This window comes from Pseudomonas capeferrum (genome assembly GCF_000731675.1).
Taxonomy (GTDB): domain Bacteria; phylum Pseudomonadota; class Gammaproteobacteria; order Pseudomonadales; family Pseudomonadaceae; genus Aquipseudomonas; species Aquipseudomonas capeferrum.
On record NZ_JMIT01000005.1, the window covers coordinates 305,996 to 321,637 of the forward strand.

Here is a 15,642-nt window from a genome sequence, read left to right on the forward strand (position 1 = left end):
GCACACTATATCTGGCCTGCCTCCTGCGCGAAGTACGCAATCGGCTCAACCATGACGTTTTTCAATCGCCTCCATGCCGTTTCCTGCATTGCCGTGCAGAGCGCCGTGCCGGATGCTTTATTTACTTGGAGACAACGCTTTTTCCACCGCAGAGGCCCGTATGAAAAACGTCGAACAAATCCTCAAAACCAAGTCGAAACACCAGACCGTTTACACCATCGGCCCTGACGACTCGGTGCTGGAGGCCCTCAAGCTGCTCGCGGAGAAGAATATCGGCGCACTGCCGGTGGTGGAGAACAACCAGGTGGTGGGCATCGTCAGCGAACGCGATTACGCCCGCAAGCTGGTGCTCAAGGGCCGTTCGTCAGCAGCAACACCGGTGCGCGAGATCATGAGTGCCCCGGTAATCACGGTCGAACCCAAGCACAACCTGGAATACTGCATGAACCAGATGACCAACCTGCATTTGCGTCACCTGCCGGTGGTCAGCAACGGCGAGCTGCTCGGCCTGTTGTCGATCGGCGACCTGGTAAAGGAAACCATTGCCGAGCAGGCCAACCTGATCCTGCAGCTGGAGCAGTACATCCGCGGCGAATGAACCGCGTCAATGGTAGGCGCGCTCCAGTTCGTCCAGTTGATGGTCGAAGCTGCGCAGGCGCGCCGACCAGGTATACACCAGCACTTCAAGGTCGCGATTGAGCACTGCGGTGGTACCGTTGCCGGTACAGGTGGGCTCGCCCAGGTCGAGCTGGTAGCGCTCACGGGCCATGGCCGCCGCCACACTGGATAAGTCCCGCGCGTTGGCCAGCCAATGGTGTTGATGATCGTGGATTTCGCGGTCGAGCGCCCGGCACTGGCGCTTGAGGGCATCCAGGCTCTGCTCCAGGGGCGTGCCCTTGAGCTCGCCCATGACCTCTTCGAACGTACGCCCGGAATGCCAGTAGCTACCCCAGAAATAGCGGTCGAACACCGTTTCGACCCGGCGCAGGGCCACCTTGGTGTTCCAGATGGTCAGCAACGTTCGCCCCTGAATCACTTCGCGCTTGTTCAGGTGCAAGTGCTGCCAGGCGATCCAGGTCAGCGCCACCAGCGCAACCGCCACGGTGACCGCGGCGGCGGCGTAGAGAAACTGCACCGCCTGGTTCATCTGTTGCGTCTGCCTGATGCCATAGAAGTAACTGGCCGTCAGCGTGCCCAGGATCGTCACGGAGCACCAGAAGCCTGGTGCGTAGGGATCTTTCATCGCGCTATCCCCTTATTGTTTTCCTGAGCATAGCAACGGCCAATCACTCGTCAGGTGCCGCTCGGCGCTTTATTTTCGGGGGCGACGTAACGCTTCGTTGAGTTGGTCAAAGGGCACCGCCCAATCGGCATCTTCATTGATGCTGTCCTTCAGGAAATTGCGCTGGGCGTCGGTCCAGAACGGGGCATCCACCAGCTTGATCTCGTTTTGCAGCGGTGAATGGCTGGTGATGAATTGATCGATACTCAAGGCATCTTCAGGCAAGCCCAGCTGTTTGAAAAGGTCTGCAAATGGGTGGGTAGGTGCTTCCATGGTTCCTCCTGAAAGCCGGCCAGGCCGTCCACGACGCCCGCCCGGCATTGGTTTGAGAACATCAGCACAGCTCACGCACTTCGGCGTGCGGTACCAGCTTCATGAACTGCTCCATGCTCATGTGGATCAGGTGATCGTGGTCACCTGCCTCCAGGTAGACATCACCTTGGCGGGTAAGGGTCGGGTCGAGCATCATTTTTATCGCGTAGGCATCGCCAAGCGCCGGTACCGCGCCCCGTTCGCAATCACCGAACAGGCTCGGCAAGCCGCTTTCGCGGGTCAGTTGCCAGGCGCCGGACATGCGTACCTTGCTCATGTCCAGGTGCCGGTTGGCCGGTAGCACGGCCATGATGTAGTTGCCATGCCGGTCATCGAGCATCACCGACTTGGCGACCCGCTCGGCGGGTACGCCGGCCGTGCGGGCCGATTCCAGGCTGGTGGCCGAATGTGGATGGGGAATGATGTCGTAGTCGCAGTTGGCCTTGTCCAGGCGAGCCTGCAGCGTCTTTGCCATGCGCATGATGCACCTCCGCAGTTACCCCCAATCTTCAATTTTAGGCCTTGGGCCGCCAGCCATGACTAAACTTGTGTAATAGAGGCGAACGAGGTGACGACAGGTGGCCGCTCGCTGGTGGCGCTGGCTGTTGCTGTTGATGCTGCTCGGGTTGACGCCGAGCGGCCAGGCCGCGCCCGGAGCGGTCTGGGTGTTGAGCATCGACGATGCCATCGGCCCGGCCAGTGCAGACTACCTGGTGCGCAGCCTGGACCAGGCCCAGGCGCAGGGCGCGCAACTGGTGGTCATTCGCATGGATACGCCCGGCGGCCTGGACAGCGCCATGCGCCAGATGATCAAGGCAATACTCGCCAGCCCCGTGCCAGTTGCAAGCTTCGTCGCCCCCAGCGGGGCGCGGGCTGCCAGTGCTGGCACCTATATCCTCTATGCCAGCCATGTTGCAGCCATGGCCCCAGGGACCAACCTGGGGGCTGCCACACCGGTGCAGATCGGCGGCGCCCCCAAGGACGACAAGGCCAGGCCCGGTGACGATGAGCAAACCCTCGCCCGCAAACAGGTCAATGACGCCGCCGCCTACATACGGGGCCTGGCGCAGATGCGCGGGCGCAATGCCGATTGGGCGGAGAAGGCGGTGCGTGAAGCGGTCAGCCTGTCAGCCAGCGAGGCCATGCAGCTGAAGGTGATCGACTGGGTGGCGAACGACCTGCCAGACCTGCTGCGCCAGCTCGATGGCAAGACGCTGGAGGTTGCCGGCCAACCACGGCAACTGCACACCCGCGATGCCAGCCTGGTCGAGCACCTGCCGGACTGGCGCACGCGCTTGCTGGCGGTGATCACCAACCCCAGCGTGGCGCTGATGCTGATCATGGTCGGCGTGTACGGCCTGCTGTTCGAGTTCATGAGCCCTGGCTCCGCCGTTGGCGGCGTGATCGGCGGCATCTGCCTGCTGTTGGCGCTGTATGCCCTGCAGTTGCTGCCGGTGAGCTACGCCGGGGTCGCGCTGATTTTGCTTGGGCTGGCCTTCATGATCGCCGAAGCGTTCTTGCCCAGCTTCGGCGTGGTCGGTTTTGGCGGCATCGTTGCGTTCGTGGTCGGTGCGGTCATCTTGATGGATACCGATGCCCCCGGCTTTGGCATCCCCTTGGCGTTCATCGCCAGCCTGGCGCTGCTTTCGGCGCTGTTCATCGGTGGCGTGCTGGGCATGGCGCTGAAAACGCGCAAACGCGCCTTGGTCAGCGGTGATGCCGGGCTGGTCGGCAGCCTGGTCACCGTCACCCAGGTGCTGGCAGACAACCCGTACTGCGGCTCGGTACAGGCGCAGGGCGAACAGTGGCAGGTACAGTGCGCGACGCCACTGCAACCTGGCCAACACGTGCGCGTCATGGCGCGTCGCGGCGTGATGCTGGAGGTAAGCGCCGCTGCACCTTCGGCGCAAGGAGAATGACGATGTTCATGCAATTGGGTTTCGGCGCCCTGCTGATGCTGCTGGGCGTGCTGTTGCTGTCGGCGTTCCGTATCTTGCGAGAGTACGAGCGCGGCGTGGTGTTCCAGCTGGGGCGCTTCTGGCAGGTCAAAGGGCCGGGGCTGATCTTGCTGATCCCGGTCATCCAGCAGATGGTCCGGGTAGACCTGCGCACGGTCGTGCTGGATGTGCCGCCGCAGGATGTGATCACCCGCGACAACGTCTCGGTAAAGGTCAATGCGGTGCTGTACTTCCGCGTGCTCGACCCGCAAAAAGCCATCATTCAGGTCGAGGACTTTCTCGTCGCCACCAGCCAACTGGCCCAGACCACCCTGCGCGCAGTGCTCGGCAAGCACGAACTGGACGAGCTGCTGGCCGAACGCGAGCAGCTCAACGCCGACATACGCCAAGTGCTGGATGCGCAAACCGATGCCTGGGGCATCAAAGTGGCCAATGTCGAGATCAAGCACGTCGACCTCAATGAATCGATGGTGCGTGCCATCGCACGCCAAGCCGAGGCCGAACGTGAACGGCGGGCCAAGGTGATCCATGCCGAAGGGGAATTGCAGGCGTCCGAGAAACTGATGCAGGCGGCGCAGATGCTCAGCAAGGAGCCGGGGGCCATGCAATTGCGCTATATGCAGACGCTGGGGGCGATAGCCGGGGACAAGAGCTCGACCATCGTGTTTCCGCTGCCGTTGGATTTGCTCAAGGGGTTTGTGGAAAAACCGAAATAGCGGCGGTGCGGCGATCCGACTTGCCCCGCGAACACCGGCGAAGCCGGTGCCATCACTCGCGGGCTTTTTTCAGATAGGCGCGCGGCGCAGGGTCGCCAGGAAGGTCGCCGCGCCGAGGAACAACCCGGCAAAGGTACGGTTCAGCCGCTTCTGCTGCTTGGGCGTACGCAGCAGGCGCAGCACGCGCGAAGCCAGGCCGGTGTAACCCGCCATCACCAGCATGTCGACGGTGATCATGGTCACGGTGATTGCCACGTACTGCGGCAGCAGCGCTTCATGGGGATTGATGAACTGCGGCAGCACCGCCAGCATGAACACCAAGGCCTTGGGGTTGCTGACGTTGACCAGAAAACCACGGAACACCAGGCTCAGCGGTTTGCCGATGGGGCGTACGGCAGGCTCGTCACTCATGTCCATCGGCAACGCACGCCATTGCTTGTAGGCGAGGTACACCAGGTAGGCGACGCCAAACCACTTGATGATCGTGAAGGCAGTGGCGGACGCAGCAAGGATGGCGCCGACGCCGGCGGCAATGATGGCGATCTGCACAATCAGGCCAATCTGCAGGCCCAGGGCGTTCCAGTAACCGCGCCAGAAACCGTACTGCAGGCCGCTGGACATCGAGGCAATCGCCCCGGCCCCCGGTGAAAGGCTGATCACCCAACACGCAGCAAAGAAGCCCAACCACACTTCCATCGACATCACACACCTCGCTCGAACATATGTTGCAAAACGTTAAGCTAAGGTGTTGGTGAAAAAATAACCAGCGATTTTTTGAGTGTGTGCGGGGGTTGTAGCGGCCTCTTTGCTGGCCAATGTCAGGGGGTCAGTCAGACTCGCTCGACAAGTCCCTGTTCAGGCCCTGCACTTCAGCCCCCCGCCAGCGCCGCACCGACTTCTGGAAGAACTGGCTGTTGGGCACTTGCACCAGCGCCCCGCCCGCCTCGGGCAATTCCATCAGCGTGGTGAACAGCAGGTTGATGGCTATGACCCGGCCTTTGACCCCAGGCTTGTCCAGGGTATCGACCAACTCCACCACATCGCCGATGCGAAACGGCCCGACGGTGAAGATCAACACTGCGCACAGCAGGTTGGAAAGCACGCTCCACATGGCGAAGAAGGCCACCGCGGCCACCGCGACGAAACCGGACAGCGCCGTCCACAGCACCGTCGCAGAAACCCCCATGCGCTCCAGCACGAACAGCAGTGCGCTGCCCATGATCAACCAGCGCAGGCTGCCACGCACCGGCACCAGCAACTCCGGCGGCAATGGATAACGCTGGCCCAGACGGCTGAGGCCACGGGCGATGACGCGCTGCAGCACGAAGGCGGCGGCCAGGATCAGCAGAATCTGCAACCCCAGCCAGAAGGTATCCATCCATTGCCCCGGCAGCAGCGAGCGCAACTCCTCCATCAGGACAGCGCCTCGAGCTCGGCCTGCATGCTTTCGAGGGTTTCCAAGGCTTCCATCCAGCCCTCTTCCAGCTCGCCTTCACGCTGCTTGAGCTTGCTCTGGCGGGCCAGCAGGTCACGCAGTTCATCCTTGCGCGCCGCCTCGTAGACGCCACTGTCACCCAGCGCGGTCTCGATCTCGGCCAGCTGGCCGTGCACTTGGTTGAGCTCGGCCTCCAGCTTGTCGGCCGCTTTCTTGTGCGGTGCCAACTGCTGACGCAAGGCCGCTGCCGCCTGGCGCTGGGCCTTCTTGTCAGTCTTGTCCGGGTTGGCTGGGGCGTTGCTGGCCGGCGCACTGCGCTGACGGTAGTCGAGCAGCCAGCGGCTGTAGTCTTCCAGGTCGCCATCGAAGGTACCGACCTTGCCGTCGGCCACCAGCAGGAAGTCGTCGGTGGTGCTCTTGAGCAGGTGACGGTCGTGGGAAACCACCACCACGGCACCGGCGAACTCCTGCAGGGCCATGGTCAGGGCCAGGCGCATTTCCAGGTCGAGGTGGTTGGTCGGTTCGTCCAGCAGCAACAGGTTCGGCCGCTCCCAGGCGATCAGCGCCAGGGCCAGCCGGGCCTTCTCGCCGCCGGAGAAATTCACCACCGGTTCGTCGACACGGTTGCCATGAAAATCGAAGCCGCCGAGGAAGTCGCGCAACGTCTGCTCGCGCTCTGTGGGGGCAATGCGCTGCAGGTGAAGCAGCGGGCTGGCCTTGTCGTCCAGGGAGTCGAGCTGGTGCTGGGCAAAATAACCCACGGCCAGGTTCTCGCCACGGACCAGGCGCCCCGACAGCGGTGCCAGCTCGCCAGCGAGGTTCTTGATCAGGGTCGACTTGCCCGCACCATTGGGGCCGAGCAGGCCGATGCGCGCACCCGGCACCAGCTGCAGCTTGACCTTCTCCAGGATGGCTTTGTCGCCATAGCCCAGACAGCCCTCGGACATGTCCAGCAGCGGGCTGGAAATTTTCTGCGATTCGCGGAAGACGAAATCGAACGGCGAATCGACATGCGCCGCCGACAGTTCTTCCATACGTTCCAGGGCCTTGATTCGGCTCTGTGCCTGGCGGGCCTTGGTGGCTTGCGCCTTGAAGCGGGCGATGTACTTTTCCATGTGCGCGCGCTGGGCCTGCTGCTTCTCGTAGGCTTGCTGCTGTTGCGCCAGGCGCTCGGCACGGGTGCGCTCGAACGCGCTGTAACCGCCCTTGTACAGGTTGAGCTTGCGCTGCTCGACGTGCAGCACGTGGTCGACCACAGCATCGAGGAAATCGCGGTCGTGGGAAATCAGCAGCAAGGTGCCGGGGTAACCCTTGAGCCAGTCTTCCAGCCAGAGGATCGCATCCAGGTCCAGGTGGTTGGTGGGCTCATCGAGCAGCAGCAGGTCGGACGGGCACATCAGCGCCTGCGCCAGGCTCAGACGCATCCGCCAGCCACCGGAGAAGTCACCGACACGGCGGTCCATCTGCTCGTTGGTGAAACCCAGGCCTGCCAGCAGCTTGCGCGCGCGGGCATCGGCGGTATAGCCGTCGGCACTTTCCAGCTCACTGTGCAGGCGGGCCAGGGCGGTGCCGTCATGCGCCGTTTCGGCTACGGCAAGCTCGGCCTGCACCTTGCGCAGGCGCACGTCGCCATCGAGCACATAGTCCACGGCCAAGCGGTCGAGGGTGTCGACCTCCTGGCGCATGTGGGCTATGCGCCAGTCGCCGGGCAGCTGGCAGTCGCCGGAATCGGGCGAAAGCTCACCGCGCAGCAAGGCGAACAGGCTGGATTTTCCGGCGCCGTTGGCGCCGATCAAACCGGCCTTGTGGCCGGCGTGCAAGGTCATCTCGGCGCCTTCTAGCAAGCGCTGCGGACCACGCTGTAAAGTGAGGTTGGATAGTCTGATCATGATGGTCGCGGAGTCTACCAGCTTCCTCGGCCCGTAGCGTGAGTGGAATCATGTGCACCGACCTGTGGAATCACGCCTTGGCCTTGTATGCCAGGCCCGGCGTGGAAGAGGCCTGCCTTGGCGTGCAAGCGCTGGGCGGCGACGTTTGCCTGTTGCTCTGTGCGACCTGGCTGCAAGCACGCGGCGTGGCCGTGACTGAGCAGCGCGCGCAAGCCCTGGTTGATATCGCCGAACCTTGGCAGCGTGAGGTGGTGGCCCCGTTACGTGGCCTGCGTCAACAATGGCGCACGGCAGCGCGCAACGATGCGCTGTTGGCGGCATTGCGTGAGCAGGTAAAGGGGCTGGAATTGCAGGCCGAGAAGACCTTGCTGGCACGCTTGCAGGCGCTTTCGCAACAGTGGCCCGCAGACTCTCACGAGCCCACGGACGACTGGCTGGCCCGGCTAGCGCCGGACCAGGCCCGAGAACACCGCGCGCTGCATCAATTGCGCGTCGCGGCGGCAGCGCTTCAGGAGGCCGAAGACGGCGCCTGAGCCGGGGTGCTGGCAGGTGCCGAAGCGGCCGGGGCCGGGGCGGCCGAATTGGTCGCGGCAGCAGGCGTGCTGGTGGCAGCCGTGGCCGGCTTGGTTTCGGCTGGCTTGGCGGCCGCTGGCTTGGCTGCAGCTGGCTTGGCGGCTGCTCTCACCGCCGGTTTTGCAGCGGGTTTGGCGGCTGGTTTGGCGGCGGCACGCGCGGGTGCCTTGGCGGCAACGGCCGGTTTCGCTGCAGGCTTGGCCGCTGCTGTTTTAGCCGGGGCTTTGGCAGCGGCGGGTTTGGCTGCAGGCTTGGCGGGTGCCTTGGCAGCAGCTGGCTTAGCTGCGGGTTTGGCAGCAGCAGCCTTGGCCGGGGCTTTGGCAGCAGCTGGCTTGGCTGCGGGTTTGGCAGCAGCAGCCTTGGCCGGAGCTTTGCCAGCGGCTGGTTTGGCGGCTGGCTTGGCCGCAGGCTTGGCGGCGGCGGTTTTGGCTGGCGCCTTGGCGGCAGCGGGTTTAGCGGCAGCTTTGGCTGGCGCCTTGGCAGTGGCGGCTTTGGCGGCTGGCTTGGCGGCGGTGCGAGCGGCTGGCTTGGTAGCGGCGGCTTTCGCCGGTGCTTTGGCAGCGGCCGGTTTTGCAGCCTTGGCGGCTACGGCGCGCTGGTCCAGTGCTTTGCTGGCGGCTTCACGCACCTTGCCCACACCCTGGGCCAGCTTCAGGCTGTCCTGGGCATCACGTTTGAGTTGCTGGATATAGGTGCGGGTCTGGGTCTGGCGGTCCTTGAGCGAGTCGAGCAACCCTTCAAGTTCACCAATGGCTTTCTGGGCCTTGGACTGCGCCTTGGCTTTACCTGCCTTGGCCGCGTCCTGCATTTTCAGGCGACCATTGTGCAGTTTCTCTTGTGCCTTGCCCCGTTGCTTTTCCAACTTGGCCAGCAGTTTTTCCGCATCAGCCAGCGCTTGCGAGCAGGCATCTTCCAAATGTTCGAGCAGGCTGCCCGAAAGTTGCTGGAGCAGGTGCAACGGCGTACTTACTGGCTTCTTTTTGGCCGACATGGTTTACCTCCTGGCTGACGAGATTGCGGCTCATACTATGCTTCTGCTGCTACCGCCGCTAGGGCATGTTGACAGTAATATTTACGCCGCGTTGCATGCCTGGGCAAAGTTGTTATCTTGCAGCTCCGTGAAAGTGTAGTTGCTGAATTAAGCGTTGCTCATATTTGGCTGATACTGGCCCACCCCGATGTTGGCTGTAACGGCCCGCTCATTGCGCAGGAACTGCCCATGCCTCGTTTTCTTGTTTTAGGTTTGTGCCTGGTGGCGCCCTTTGCCCTGGCCAATGCGGACGACCACGACCTGGCTTACAGCCTGGGCGCCAGCCTGGGCGAGCGCTTGCGCACCGAGATGCCTGGCTTGCAACTGGACGCCTTGGTCGAAGGCCTGCGCCAGTCCTATCAAGGGCAGCCGCTGAAGCTCGACAAGGCACGCATGCAGGCCGTACTGCAGCAGCATGAGGCGCAGGCAGACAGCACGGCGGAGCAGGCCGAGGCAGACAAGCTCAAGGCGGTGGAAACACGCTTCATGGCCAACGAGCGGGCACGGGCCGGTGTGCATGAGCTACCCGAAGGCGTGCTCTACAGCGAACTGCAAAGTGGCGCCGGGGCACAGCCCAAAGCGGGGGGCAAGGTACAGGTTCGTTACGTAGGCAGGTTGCCGGACGGCTCGGTGTTCGATCAGAACCAACAGCCGCAGTGGTTCAGCCTGGGCTCGGTGATCGAGGGGTGGCAGGTGGCCTTGCCTCGGATGCATGCAGGCGCCAAATGGCGCCTGGTGATTCCGTCGGCACAAGCCTACGGCGCAGAGGGCGCGGGTGACCTGATCGCACCCTATACGCCTTTGGTATTCGAGATCGAACTGCTGGCAGTTGGCGACTGACGCCAAGCCTCAGGCTTCGACTGCGCCCTCTTCCTTGTGCGCGTTGTGCAGCACCTCGATCAGGCAATCTTCCAGCTCGAAGCGCTCGTGCAGCAGGCCACCCAGCTTGGCCAGTTTTTCGGCGAAGCGCTCAGGGTCCTTGCACTCGCCCTTCTCGCAATGGTCATTGAATGCCAGGGCGATCTGGGTACTGTCATCGATACGTGGGTTGATCTGTGTGGCCAGTTCAAGGCCACGCGTATCACCGAAGGCCTTGGCTTCGCTGACCAACTGTTCGCTGACCTCGAAGTGCCAGGCCGACACGTAGTCGACCAGGACCGCACAGAAATCGCGGTTCTTGTCCTTGTCGGCGAAGGCCGGCTTGGCGTCGCGCAACGCGCGGAAAGCCTGCACCAGCTCCTGGCGCTCCAAAAGCCAACGGTCGATCAGCTTATGAACCCCGCCCCAGCGTTCCTGGGCGTTCTGACAACTATCGAGCATGGCGATCTCTTCCCTTCTGGGTAGATGCCGCTGCACCTCGCACCACGACCGCGCAGCACAAAGGTGACATCAGCAGGACGGCATCGAGCAGTTGTATTTTCGGTATGCGTGCTGGGAGATTATTCCCGCGCGTGCTGACCATCAAGGTACTCAGCAGACAAAGTTCATACAAGTGTTTAATACCCCCTGGCAACGCCATTGGTCGCGATGGCGCCCCAGGCGTGCGCCAGGTCAAGTACCGGCCAGGGTGCGGAAACGATACGCCAGCAGGTGGCTCAAGGGCAGCGCAGCCAGCAACAGGAACGCCAACAGGCTCCATTCAGGCAGCGTCAGGTCGAAAAAACTCCAGGTCAGCGAGTGGCAATCCGGCCCACCCAGCAGTAACTGCCGGGCAGCCTCGCGCCAGGATTGCTCGAACACCCGCCAGATCGGCGCCGGGCATACATGGACCGCCCCACTCGCCCCTTGCAGCCAGACATGCCGGGCGGCCAGCAGCGCCCCCGTCAGCGAGCAGGCCAGCAGCGCCCGCGTGTAACCGCGGCTGGTCGAAGGCGCCTGTACCACTGCGCCCAGGCAAAGCATCGCGTACAGGCCCAACAGCAGGCGCTGGGTGAAGCACAACGGGCACGGTATCAGCCCCAGCGTATATTCCAGGTAATAGGACCCGACCAGCACCGCCAACGAGGCCAGGCAGGCAGGGACAAAGAAAGTGCGTAAACGGGCCGGCAGCATGGGCAATGGTGGTCCCGGGGAATGAAGTGGCTTGAAACGGTAGAGGAAACAACCGCTTTGTTTCAAGGCACTACAGGGACGACAAGTCGCTGAATAGCAAAGGAAGTTTCCATTCTGTAAGTAGGAAACGTCTTAAGAAGTGGATTGCAGATCTAACTTACATTGCCAGACAAGTTACCCAGCCCCTGAATCCGCACTTCGGCGCGGGCTCAGGGGTGGCTCAGGCAAAGGTTCAGGCGCGTACGGCTTCTGGCAACGGCAGCGCCAACAGACGCTCATCCAGCAAACCAAGGCCTTCCTGGAACAGTTGGTTGCTGCGCTCGGTCTCGCCAAGGCCGGCGAGCAGGCGGGCCAGCTCGGCGCAGGTTTCCGGGTTGCGTTGCATCCGCAAGCTGCTTTCCAGATAGTCACGCGCCTTGCCCCACAGGCGGTTCTGCAAGCTCAGGCGGCCGAGGGTCAGCAACAGGCTCGGGTCTTGAGGGTTGGCTTTAAGCCAGCCTTCGGCAGCCTGTAGCTGACGTGCCGGGTCATCACCGCGCACCAGGCCATACAAACGGGCCAGGTGGCTTTCGTATTCGCGCTTGAGGGCGGTGCGCAACACCTGCTCCGCCTCGCCCTGGGCGCCCACCTGCCGCAGTTGCTCGGCATAGGCCAGCACCAGTTGCGGTTCCTGGCGCTGGGCGGCGGTAAGCTGTTGCCAGGCGCGCTCCAAGGCCTGACGCGCACTTTGCGCATCTTCGCCCCGGGTCGTCGCCAGGCTCAGGTTCTGGCCCCAGGCGCGTTTTTCCAGTTCGGCGAGCTCATCGGCCGGCAGCACCTTGCCCTTGCGCAGCTCAGGCAGCAGACGAATCAGCGCCGACCAGTCGCCGCGCCCCAGGTGCAGGCGCTGCAGCAGGCGCAGTACCTGGCCGTTGTGCGGGTGTCGCTCGTGCATGACCAGCAGGGTTTCCAGGGCGCCGTCGGTATCACCGCGGTCCATCTGCAACTGGGCATGGGTCAGGGCAATGGCAAGCTCGGCCTGCGGCTGACGCTCCAGAGCACGCTCGAGCAACTGGTCGCTGTCTGCCGTGCGGCCTTGCTCGTTGGCCGCGCGGGCGGCACCGAGGTAGTACAGCAAGGGTTGGCGCTCGGCTTCGGCGGCGCGGTGCAGATGGCGTTGGGCGCTGGCCCAGCGGCCCTCGGCGAGGTCCAACTGGCCTTGCTCGATGGCCACCCGGATGCGACGGCTGCGGTTGCGTCGCGACCACGGGTTGACCACACCACTGGAGGTCAGCACCAGGCCGACCAGGTAGCGCAGCAACCAGAGCACGGCGATTACGGCGATCAGCCCGGCCAACGCCGCCCACAGTCCCGACTGGTAACGGAAGCTGCCATAGGAGATCAACACATAGCCACTGTGCTTGGCCACCGCGATACCCAGCGCGGCGGCGATCACGATCGCCAGCACGGCCAGCAGGTAGACCCGCTTCATGGTTTGCCCCCTTCACCCTCGGCCGGCAGGTGACGGCGCTGGATGTAGGCCTGCACCGAGGCCAGGCTCTCGCTCAGGTCAGGGGTGACGACAGACACCGGCTGCTCGGCCAGGGCGTTGAGGCTGTCGAGCATGGCCTTGCTCTGCGGGTTGTCGGCGTTGAAGTTGGCCAACAGCACAGAGCGCGCATCATCCAGCGCCTGGGTGTAGACCTTGGCCTCGCCGTTGAGCGCCGCCCACTGGGCCTGCTCGATGGTCAGGCTGAGGGCCAGGCGCAACTGGTTGAGCGACTGCCCGGCCAGCAGCGGCCGCACGTTGTCATCGGCATTGAAGTCGATCTGGAAGTACTTGGAGATTTCCGCCCACCACTGCGACCAGCGACTGGCGCCATCGCCGTCGGCAGTCAGCGCGCCGAGGGCATCGGCGTTGCTGTCGAACTCGGGCGACTGGGCGCTGAGTTGCTGCACCAGTTCACGTTGCGCGGCCAGCTTGAGGTACAGGCCGGTGCGGTCGGGTTGCTGGGTGCTGTTGAGCGTTGCCAGGCTGCGTGCCAATTGCTCGCGGGCGGCGAAGGCGCCTGGGTCGCTCTGCTCGCGCAGGATTTCGTCGGCGCCTTCGACCAGCGCCTTGGCACTGGTGATGTCTTGCAGGGCCGAGAGGCGCAGGGTGGCCAGGCGCAGCAAGTGCTCGGCCTCTGCCAGGCGCCATTCCTTGCGGCTTTCGCCAAGCACGGTTTCCAGGCGCTGGCTGAGGCGCTGCTGGTCGCCTTGCAGCTGCGAGACCAGCCGGCGGCGGTCTTCCAGCTCGCTGGCGGCCGGCAGGCTGGCCAACTGTGCACTGATCTGCTGCTCACGCTGCTGCAGCGCTTCGGCGCGCTGGTTCAGCGCTTCAAGGTGCTGCCCTTGGTTTAACTCGTTGCCTTGCAGTTGACGCACCTGCCAGACACCCCAGCCACCTATTGCGACCCCGGCCGCTCCCAGCAGCAGGGCCAGTGCTGCCAGACCACTGCCGGAGCGCTTGGCAGGTGGGGCGGTGACGGGGTCCGCCGGCGTCTGGGCCGACGGCTGATCATTATTGGACAAGACAGTTTCGCTCACGTATCCATCCTTTGCATGGGGGCGCTTGGCGTTCAGCTTAGCGCCTTAAGAGGCAGGTGCAGCGCGGCGCTGCACAGCTGCCAGCAAGGCCGTGGCACTGGCGCCACGGCAATCCACAACCTGTTGGGCCCCGGCGGCCCTGGCCTGCTCGGCAACCCGCGGGCTCGGCACGAACAGCGGCAGACGCGCTACCTGCGGCCAATCGGCGCCGGCCATCTGCTGCAAGTGTTCAAAGCCCTGCCCACTGCTGACCACCAGGCCATTGAGGCGTTCCGCTTCGATGCGACGCATCAAGGCGCCCGCCGGGTATTCCGGCAGGCTGCGACGATACAGTTCCAGATAATCGACACTAGCACCTTGCTCTGCAAGACGCTCTGCCAGCAGTTCGCGACCTCCGACGCCGCGGACGATCAAGACACGCGGCGCAGGCACGCCGATAGCCTCGCGCAGGGCCGCCAGCGCGAGCAAGGCTTCACTGTCGTCACCTTGCGCTGGGCAGGCCACCTCAAGGCCCGCGCCCTGCAGCACCGCTGCGGTCGCCTCGCCCACCGTGAACCAGCCTTGAGCCGGTGGCTGTAGCCCGGCCTGGTCCAGCCGTTCGAGCAGCAACCTGGCTGCCGGCTTGCTGACCACGATGATTGCCTGAAAGCCCTGCAGCCCAGCCAGCAACTGGCGTTGCCGCTCGTCCACGGCGACAGCGTCTATCGCCAGCAGCGGCAGACAACTGCTAGCCACCCCCGCCGCCGCCAGCCGTCGCGCCAGTGCTGTGCAGTCATCGGCGGGCCGGGTCAGCAACAGGCGCCAATCACTCACGGGTGCCCGGCCTCGCCATAGACTTCCTTGAGGATGGCTTCGGCGCCCTGGCCCAGCAGGTCTTCAGCAACCTGCACGCCCAACGCCTCAGCCGCTGCGCGCGGCGCCCGGGCGTCGGCCACCAGCAAGGTGCCACCGCTGGGCTGGCCGACCAGGCCACGCAGCCACAGCTGGTCGCCTTCAAGTACCGCGTAGCAGGCGATCGGCACCTGGCAGCCGCCATTGAGGTGTTTGTTCAATGCCCGTTCGGCCACCACCCGGTCGGCGGTGTCGAGATGGTGCAGTGGCGCCAGCAGCGCATGGATTTCGCTGTCAGCGCTGCGGCATTCGATGCCCACCGCGCCTTGGCCGCCCGCTGGCAGGCTGTCGTCGACGCTGATGCTGGAGGTGATGCGGTCTTCGAAACCGAGGCGGATCAAGCCGGCCGCAGCGAGGATGATCGCGTCATATTCGCCGGCATCGAGCTTGGCCAGGCGGGTATTGACGTTGCCCCGCAGGAAGCGGATTTCGAGGTCCGGGCGGCGCGCCAGCAACTGGGCCTGACGGCGCAGGCTGGAGGTACCGACGATGCTGCCGGCGGGCAAGGCTTCAAGGCTTTCGAAACGGTTGGAAACGAACGCATCGCGCGGGTCTTCGCGCTCGCAGATGCAATACAGGCCCAGGCCTTCGGGGAAGTCCATGGGCACATCCTTCATCGAATGCACGGCGATGTCGGCTTCGTTGTCCAGCAGGGCGGTTTCAAGCTCTTTGACGAACAGGCCCTTGCCGCCGATTTTCGCCAGCGGCGCGTCGAGCAGCTTGTCACCGCGGCTGACCATGGGCACCAGGGTCACGATCAGCCCAGGGTGAGCCTGCTCGAGGCGGGCTTTGACGTATTCGGCCTGCCACAGGGCCAAGGCACTTTTACGGGTGGCAATGCGGATTTCGCGAGTGGACATGGAACGCCCCGATGCAGAGAAATACCGCCGATGATAACAGCTCCGATGGCATCGCTAGCAGATACGGGTCAAAGGC

At 63.9% G+C, this 15,642-nt stretch carries 18 protein-coding genes; 5 read left to right on the top strand and 13 right to left on the bottom strand.

Going from position 1 to position 15,642, the window contains the following annotated elements:
- Positions 1-160 precede the first annotated feature (160 nt).
- Positions 161-598 (top strand): CBS domain-containing protein, encoded by a 438-nt coding sequence (locus tag PC358_RS25470; RefSeq protein WP_033703285.1) that lies wholly within the window; start codon positions 161-163, stop codon positions 596-598.
- A 6-nt stretch (positions 599-604) separates the two neighbouring features.
- Here PC358_RS25470 and PC358_RS25475 read toward each other — a convergent pair whose 3' ends face one another.
- The 3 genes from PC358_RS25475 to PC358_RS25485 form a co-directional block, all read right to left on the bottom strand.
- Positions 605-1,243 (bottom strand): hypothetical protein, encoded by a 639-nt coding sequence (locus PC358_RS25475; protein WP_033703287.1) that lies wholly within the window; start codon positions 1,241-1,243, stop codon positions 605-607.
- A gap of 69 nt (positions 1,244-1,312) precedes the next feature.
- Positions 1,313-1,555, bottom strand: coding sequence for a DUF2789 domain-containing protein (locus PC358_RS25480; protein ID WP_033703288.1), 243 nt, complete (start codon positions 1,553-1,555; stop codon positions 1,313-1,315).
- Between the two features lie 61 nt (positions 1,556-1,616).
- Positions 1,617-2,075, bottom strand: a complete 459-nt coding sequence (locus PC358_RS25485) for an aminoacyl-tRNA deacylase (protein ID WP_033703289.1) — start codon at positions 2,073-2,075, stop codon at positions 1,617-1,619.
- Between the two features lie 97 nt (positions 2,076-2,172).
- Between PC358_RS25485 and PC358_RS25490 the strand changes: the two genes are divergently transcribed.
- Both PC358_RS25490 and PC358_RS25495 read left to right on the top strand, forming a co-directional pair.
- Positions 2,173-3,513 (top strand): NfeD family protein, encoded by a 1,341-nt coding sequence (locus PC358_RS25490; RefSeq protein WP_033703290.1) that lies wholly within the window; start codon positions 2,173-2,175, stop codon positions 3,511-3,513.
- Positions 3,514-3,515: 2 nt separating this feature from the next.
- Positions 3,516-4,268, top strand: a complete 753-nt coding sequence (locus PC358_RS25495) for a slipin family protein (protein ID WP_027595137.1) — start codon at positions 3,516-3,518, stop codon at positions 4,266-4,268.
- A 69-nt stretch (positions 4,269-4,337) separates the two neighbouring features.
- On the opposite strand, the gene PC358_RS25500 is transcribed toward PC358_RS25495, so the two are convergent.
- The 3 genes from PC358_RS25500 to PC358_RS25510 all read right to left on the bottom strand — a co-directional run bounded on the left by PC358_RS25500 (position 4,338) and on the right by PC358_RS25510 (position 7,592).
- The gene (locus PC358_RS25500; RefSeq protein ID WP_033703291.1) at positions 4,338-4,970 is read right to left on the bottom strand and encodes a LysE family transporter; all 633 of its coding nucleotides are present in this window, start codon (positions 4,968-4,970) and stop codon (positions 4,338-4,340) included.
- A 124-nt stretch (positions 4,971-5,094) separates the two neighbouring features.
- Entirely contained in the window at positions 5,095-5,682 is a 588-nt protein-coding gene (locus tag PC358_RS25505; RefSeq protein ID WP_033703292.1) for a mechanosensitive ion channel family protein, read from the bottom strand.
- A complete protein-coding gene (locus tag PC358_RS25510; RefSeq protein ID WP_033703293.1) occupies positions 5,682-7,592 on the bottom strand; it encodes an ATP-binding cassette domain-containing protein in 1,911 nt (636 codons plus the stop codon). Before PC358_RS25510 ends, PC358_RS25505 begins: the two co-directional genes overlap by 1 nt.
- Positions 7,593-7,642: 50 nt before the next feature.
- Here PC358_RS25510 and PC358_RS25515 point away from each other — a divergent pair, with 50 nt between their 5' ends.
- A complete protein-coding gene (locus PC358_RS25515) occupies positions 7,643-8,125 on the top strand; it encodes a TIGR02444 family protein (RefSeq protein ID WP_033703294.1) in 483 nt (160 codons plus the stop codon).
- Here PC358_RS25515 and PC358_RS25520 read toward each other — a convergent pair.
- A complete protein-coding gene (locus PC358_RS25520) occupies positions 8,101-9,156 on the bottom strand; it encodes an AlgP family protein (RefSeq protein ID WP_033703295.1) in 1,056 nt (351 codons plus the stop codon). The genes PC358_RS25515 and PC358_RS25520 overlap by 25 nt on opposite strands.
- A 228-nt stretch (positions 9,157-9,384) precedes the next feature.
- Between PC358_RS25520 and PC358_RS25525 the strand changes: the two genes are divergently transcribed.
- On the top strand, positions 9,385-10,035 hold the full coding sequence (locus tag PC358_RS25525; RefSeq protein WP_033703297.1) for an FKBP-type peptidyl-prolyl cis-trans isomerase: 651 nt from the start codon (positions 9,385-9,387) through the stop codon (positions 10,033-10,035).
- Positions 10,036-10,044: 9 nt separating this feature from the next.
- On the opposite strand, the gene PC358_RS25530 is transcribed toward PC358_RS25525, so the two are convergent.
- From PC358_RS25530 to hemC, 6 genes are all read right to left on the bottom strand, one after another.
- Entirely contained in the window at positions 10,045-10,515 is a 471-nt protein-coding gene (locus PC358_RS25530) for an Rsd/AlgQ family anti-sigma factor (protein WP_033703299.1), read from the bottom strand.
- A 231-nt stretch (positions 10,516-10,746) separates the two neighbouring features.
- Positions 10,747-11,247 (bottom strand): disulfide bond formation protein B, encoded by a 501-nt coding sequence (locus tag PC358_RS25535; protein WP_033703301.1) that lies wholly within the window; start codon positions 11,245-11,247, stop codon positions 10,747-10,749.
- 232 nt (positions 11,248-11,479) lie between these two features.
- Positions 11,480-12,718 carry a heme biosynthesis protein HemY gene (locus PC358_RS25540; protein ID WP_033703302.1) on the bottom strand — a complete coding sequence of 413 codons (1,239 nt, stop codon included), beginning with the start codon at positions 12,716-12,718 and terminating at the stop codon, positions 11,480-11,482.
- Positions 12,715-13,815, bottom strand: a complete 1,101-nt coding sequence (locus tag PC358_RS28205; RefSeq protein WP_033703304.1) for a uroporphyrinogen-III C-methyltransferase — start codon at positions 13,813-13,815, stop codon at positions 12,715-12,717. Before PC358_RS28205 ends, PC358_RS25540 begins: the two co-directional genes overlap by 4 nt.
- Before the next feature lie 45 nt (positions 13,816-13,860).
- A complete protein-coding gene (locus PC358_RS28210; RefSeq protein WP_033703305.1) occupies positions 13,861-14,628 on the bottom strand; it encodes a uroporphyrinogen-III synthase in 768 nt (255 codons plus the stop codon).
- A complete protein-coding gene (gene hemC / locus PC358_RS25555) occupies positions 14,625-15,566 on the bottom strand; it encodes a hydroxymethylbilane synthase (protein ID WP_033703306.1) in 942 nt (313 codons plus the stop codon). The genes PC358_RS28210 and hemC overlap by 4 nt, the downstream gene beginning before the upstream one ends.
- Positions 15,567-15,642 lie beyond the last annotated feature (76 nt).

Coding starts and splice junctions, on each gene's coding strand:
- PC358_RS25500 (WP_033703291.1), bottom strand. CDS start 4,970: ATGTCGATGGAAGTGTGGTTGGGCTTCTTTGCTGCGTGTTGGGTGATC.
- PC358_RS25520 (WP_033703295.1), bottom strand. CDS start 9,156: ATGTCGGCCAAAAAGAAGCCAGTAAGTACGCCGTTGCACCTGCTCCAG.
- PC358_RS25475 (WP_033703287.1), bottom strand. CDS start 1,243: ATGAAAGATCCCTACGCACCAGGCTTCTGGTGCTCCGTGACGATCCTG.
- PC358_RS25485 (WP_033703289.1), bottom strand. CDS start 2,075: ATGCGCATGGCAAAGACGCTGCAGGCTCGCCTGGACAAGGCCAACTGC.
- hemC (WP_033703306.1), bottom strand. CDS start 15,566: ATGTCCACTCGCGAAATCCGCATTGCCACCCGTAAAAGTGCCTTGGCC.
- PC358_RS25505 (WP_033703292.1), bottom strand. CDS start 5,682: ATGGAGGAGTTGCGCTCGCTGCTGCCGGGGCAATGGATGGATACCTTC.
- PC358_RS25525 (WP_033703297.1), top strand. CDS start 9,385: ATGCCTCGTTTTCTTGTTTTAGGTTTGTGCCTGGTGGCGCCCTTTGCC.
- PC358_RS25535 (WP_033703301.1), bottom strand. CDS start 11,247: ATGCTGCCGGCCCGTTTACGCACTTTCTTTGTCCCTGCCTGCCTGGCC.
- PC358_RS25510 (WP_033703293.1), bottom strand. CDS start 7,592: ATGATCAGACTATCCAACCTCACTTTACAGCGTGGTCCGCAGCGCTTG.
- PC358_RS25495 (WP_027595137.1), top strand. CDS start 3,516: ATGTTCATGCAATTGGGTTTCGGCGCCCTGCTGATGCTGCTGGGCGTG.
- PC358_RS25540 (WP_033703302.1), bottom strand. CDS start 12,718: ATGAAGCGGGTCTACCTGCTGGCCGTGCTGGCGATCGTGATCGCCGCC.
- PC358_RS25515 (WP_033703294.1), top strand. CDS start 7,643: ATGTGCACCGACCTGTGGAATCACGCCTTGGCCTTGTATGCCAGGCCC.
- PC358_RS25470 (WP_033703285.1), top strand. CDS start 161: ATGAAAAACGTCGAACAAATCCTCAAAACCAAGTCGAAACACCAGACC.
- PC358_RS25480 (WP_033703288.1), bottom strand. CDS start 1,555: ATGGAAGCACCTACCCACCCATTTGCAGACCTTTTCAAACAGCTGGGC.
- PC358_RS25530 (WP_033703299.1), bottom strand. CDS start 10,515: ATGCTCGATAGTTGTCAGAACGCCCAGGAACGCTGGGGCGGGGTTCAT.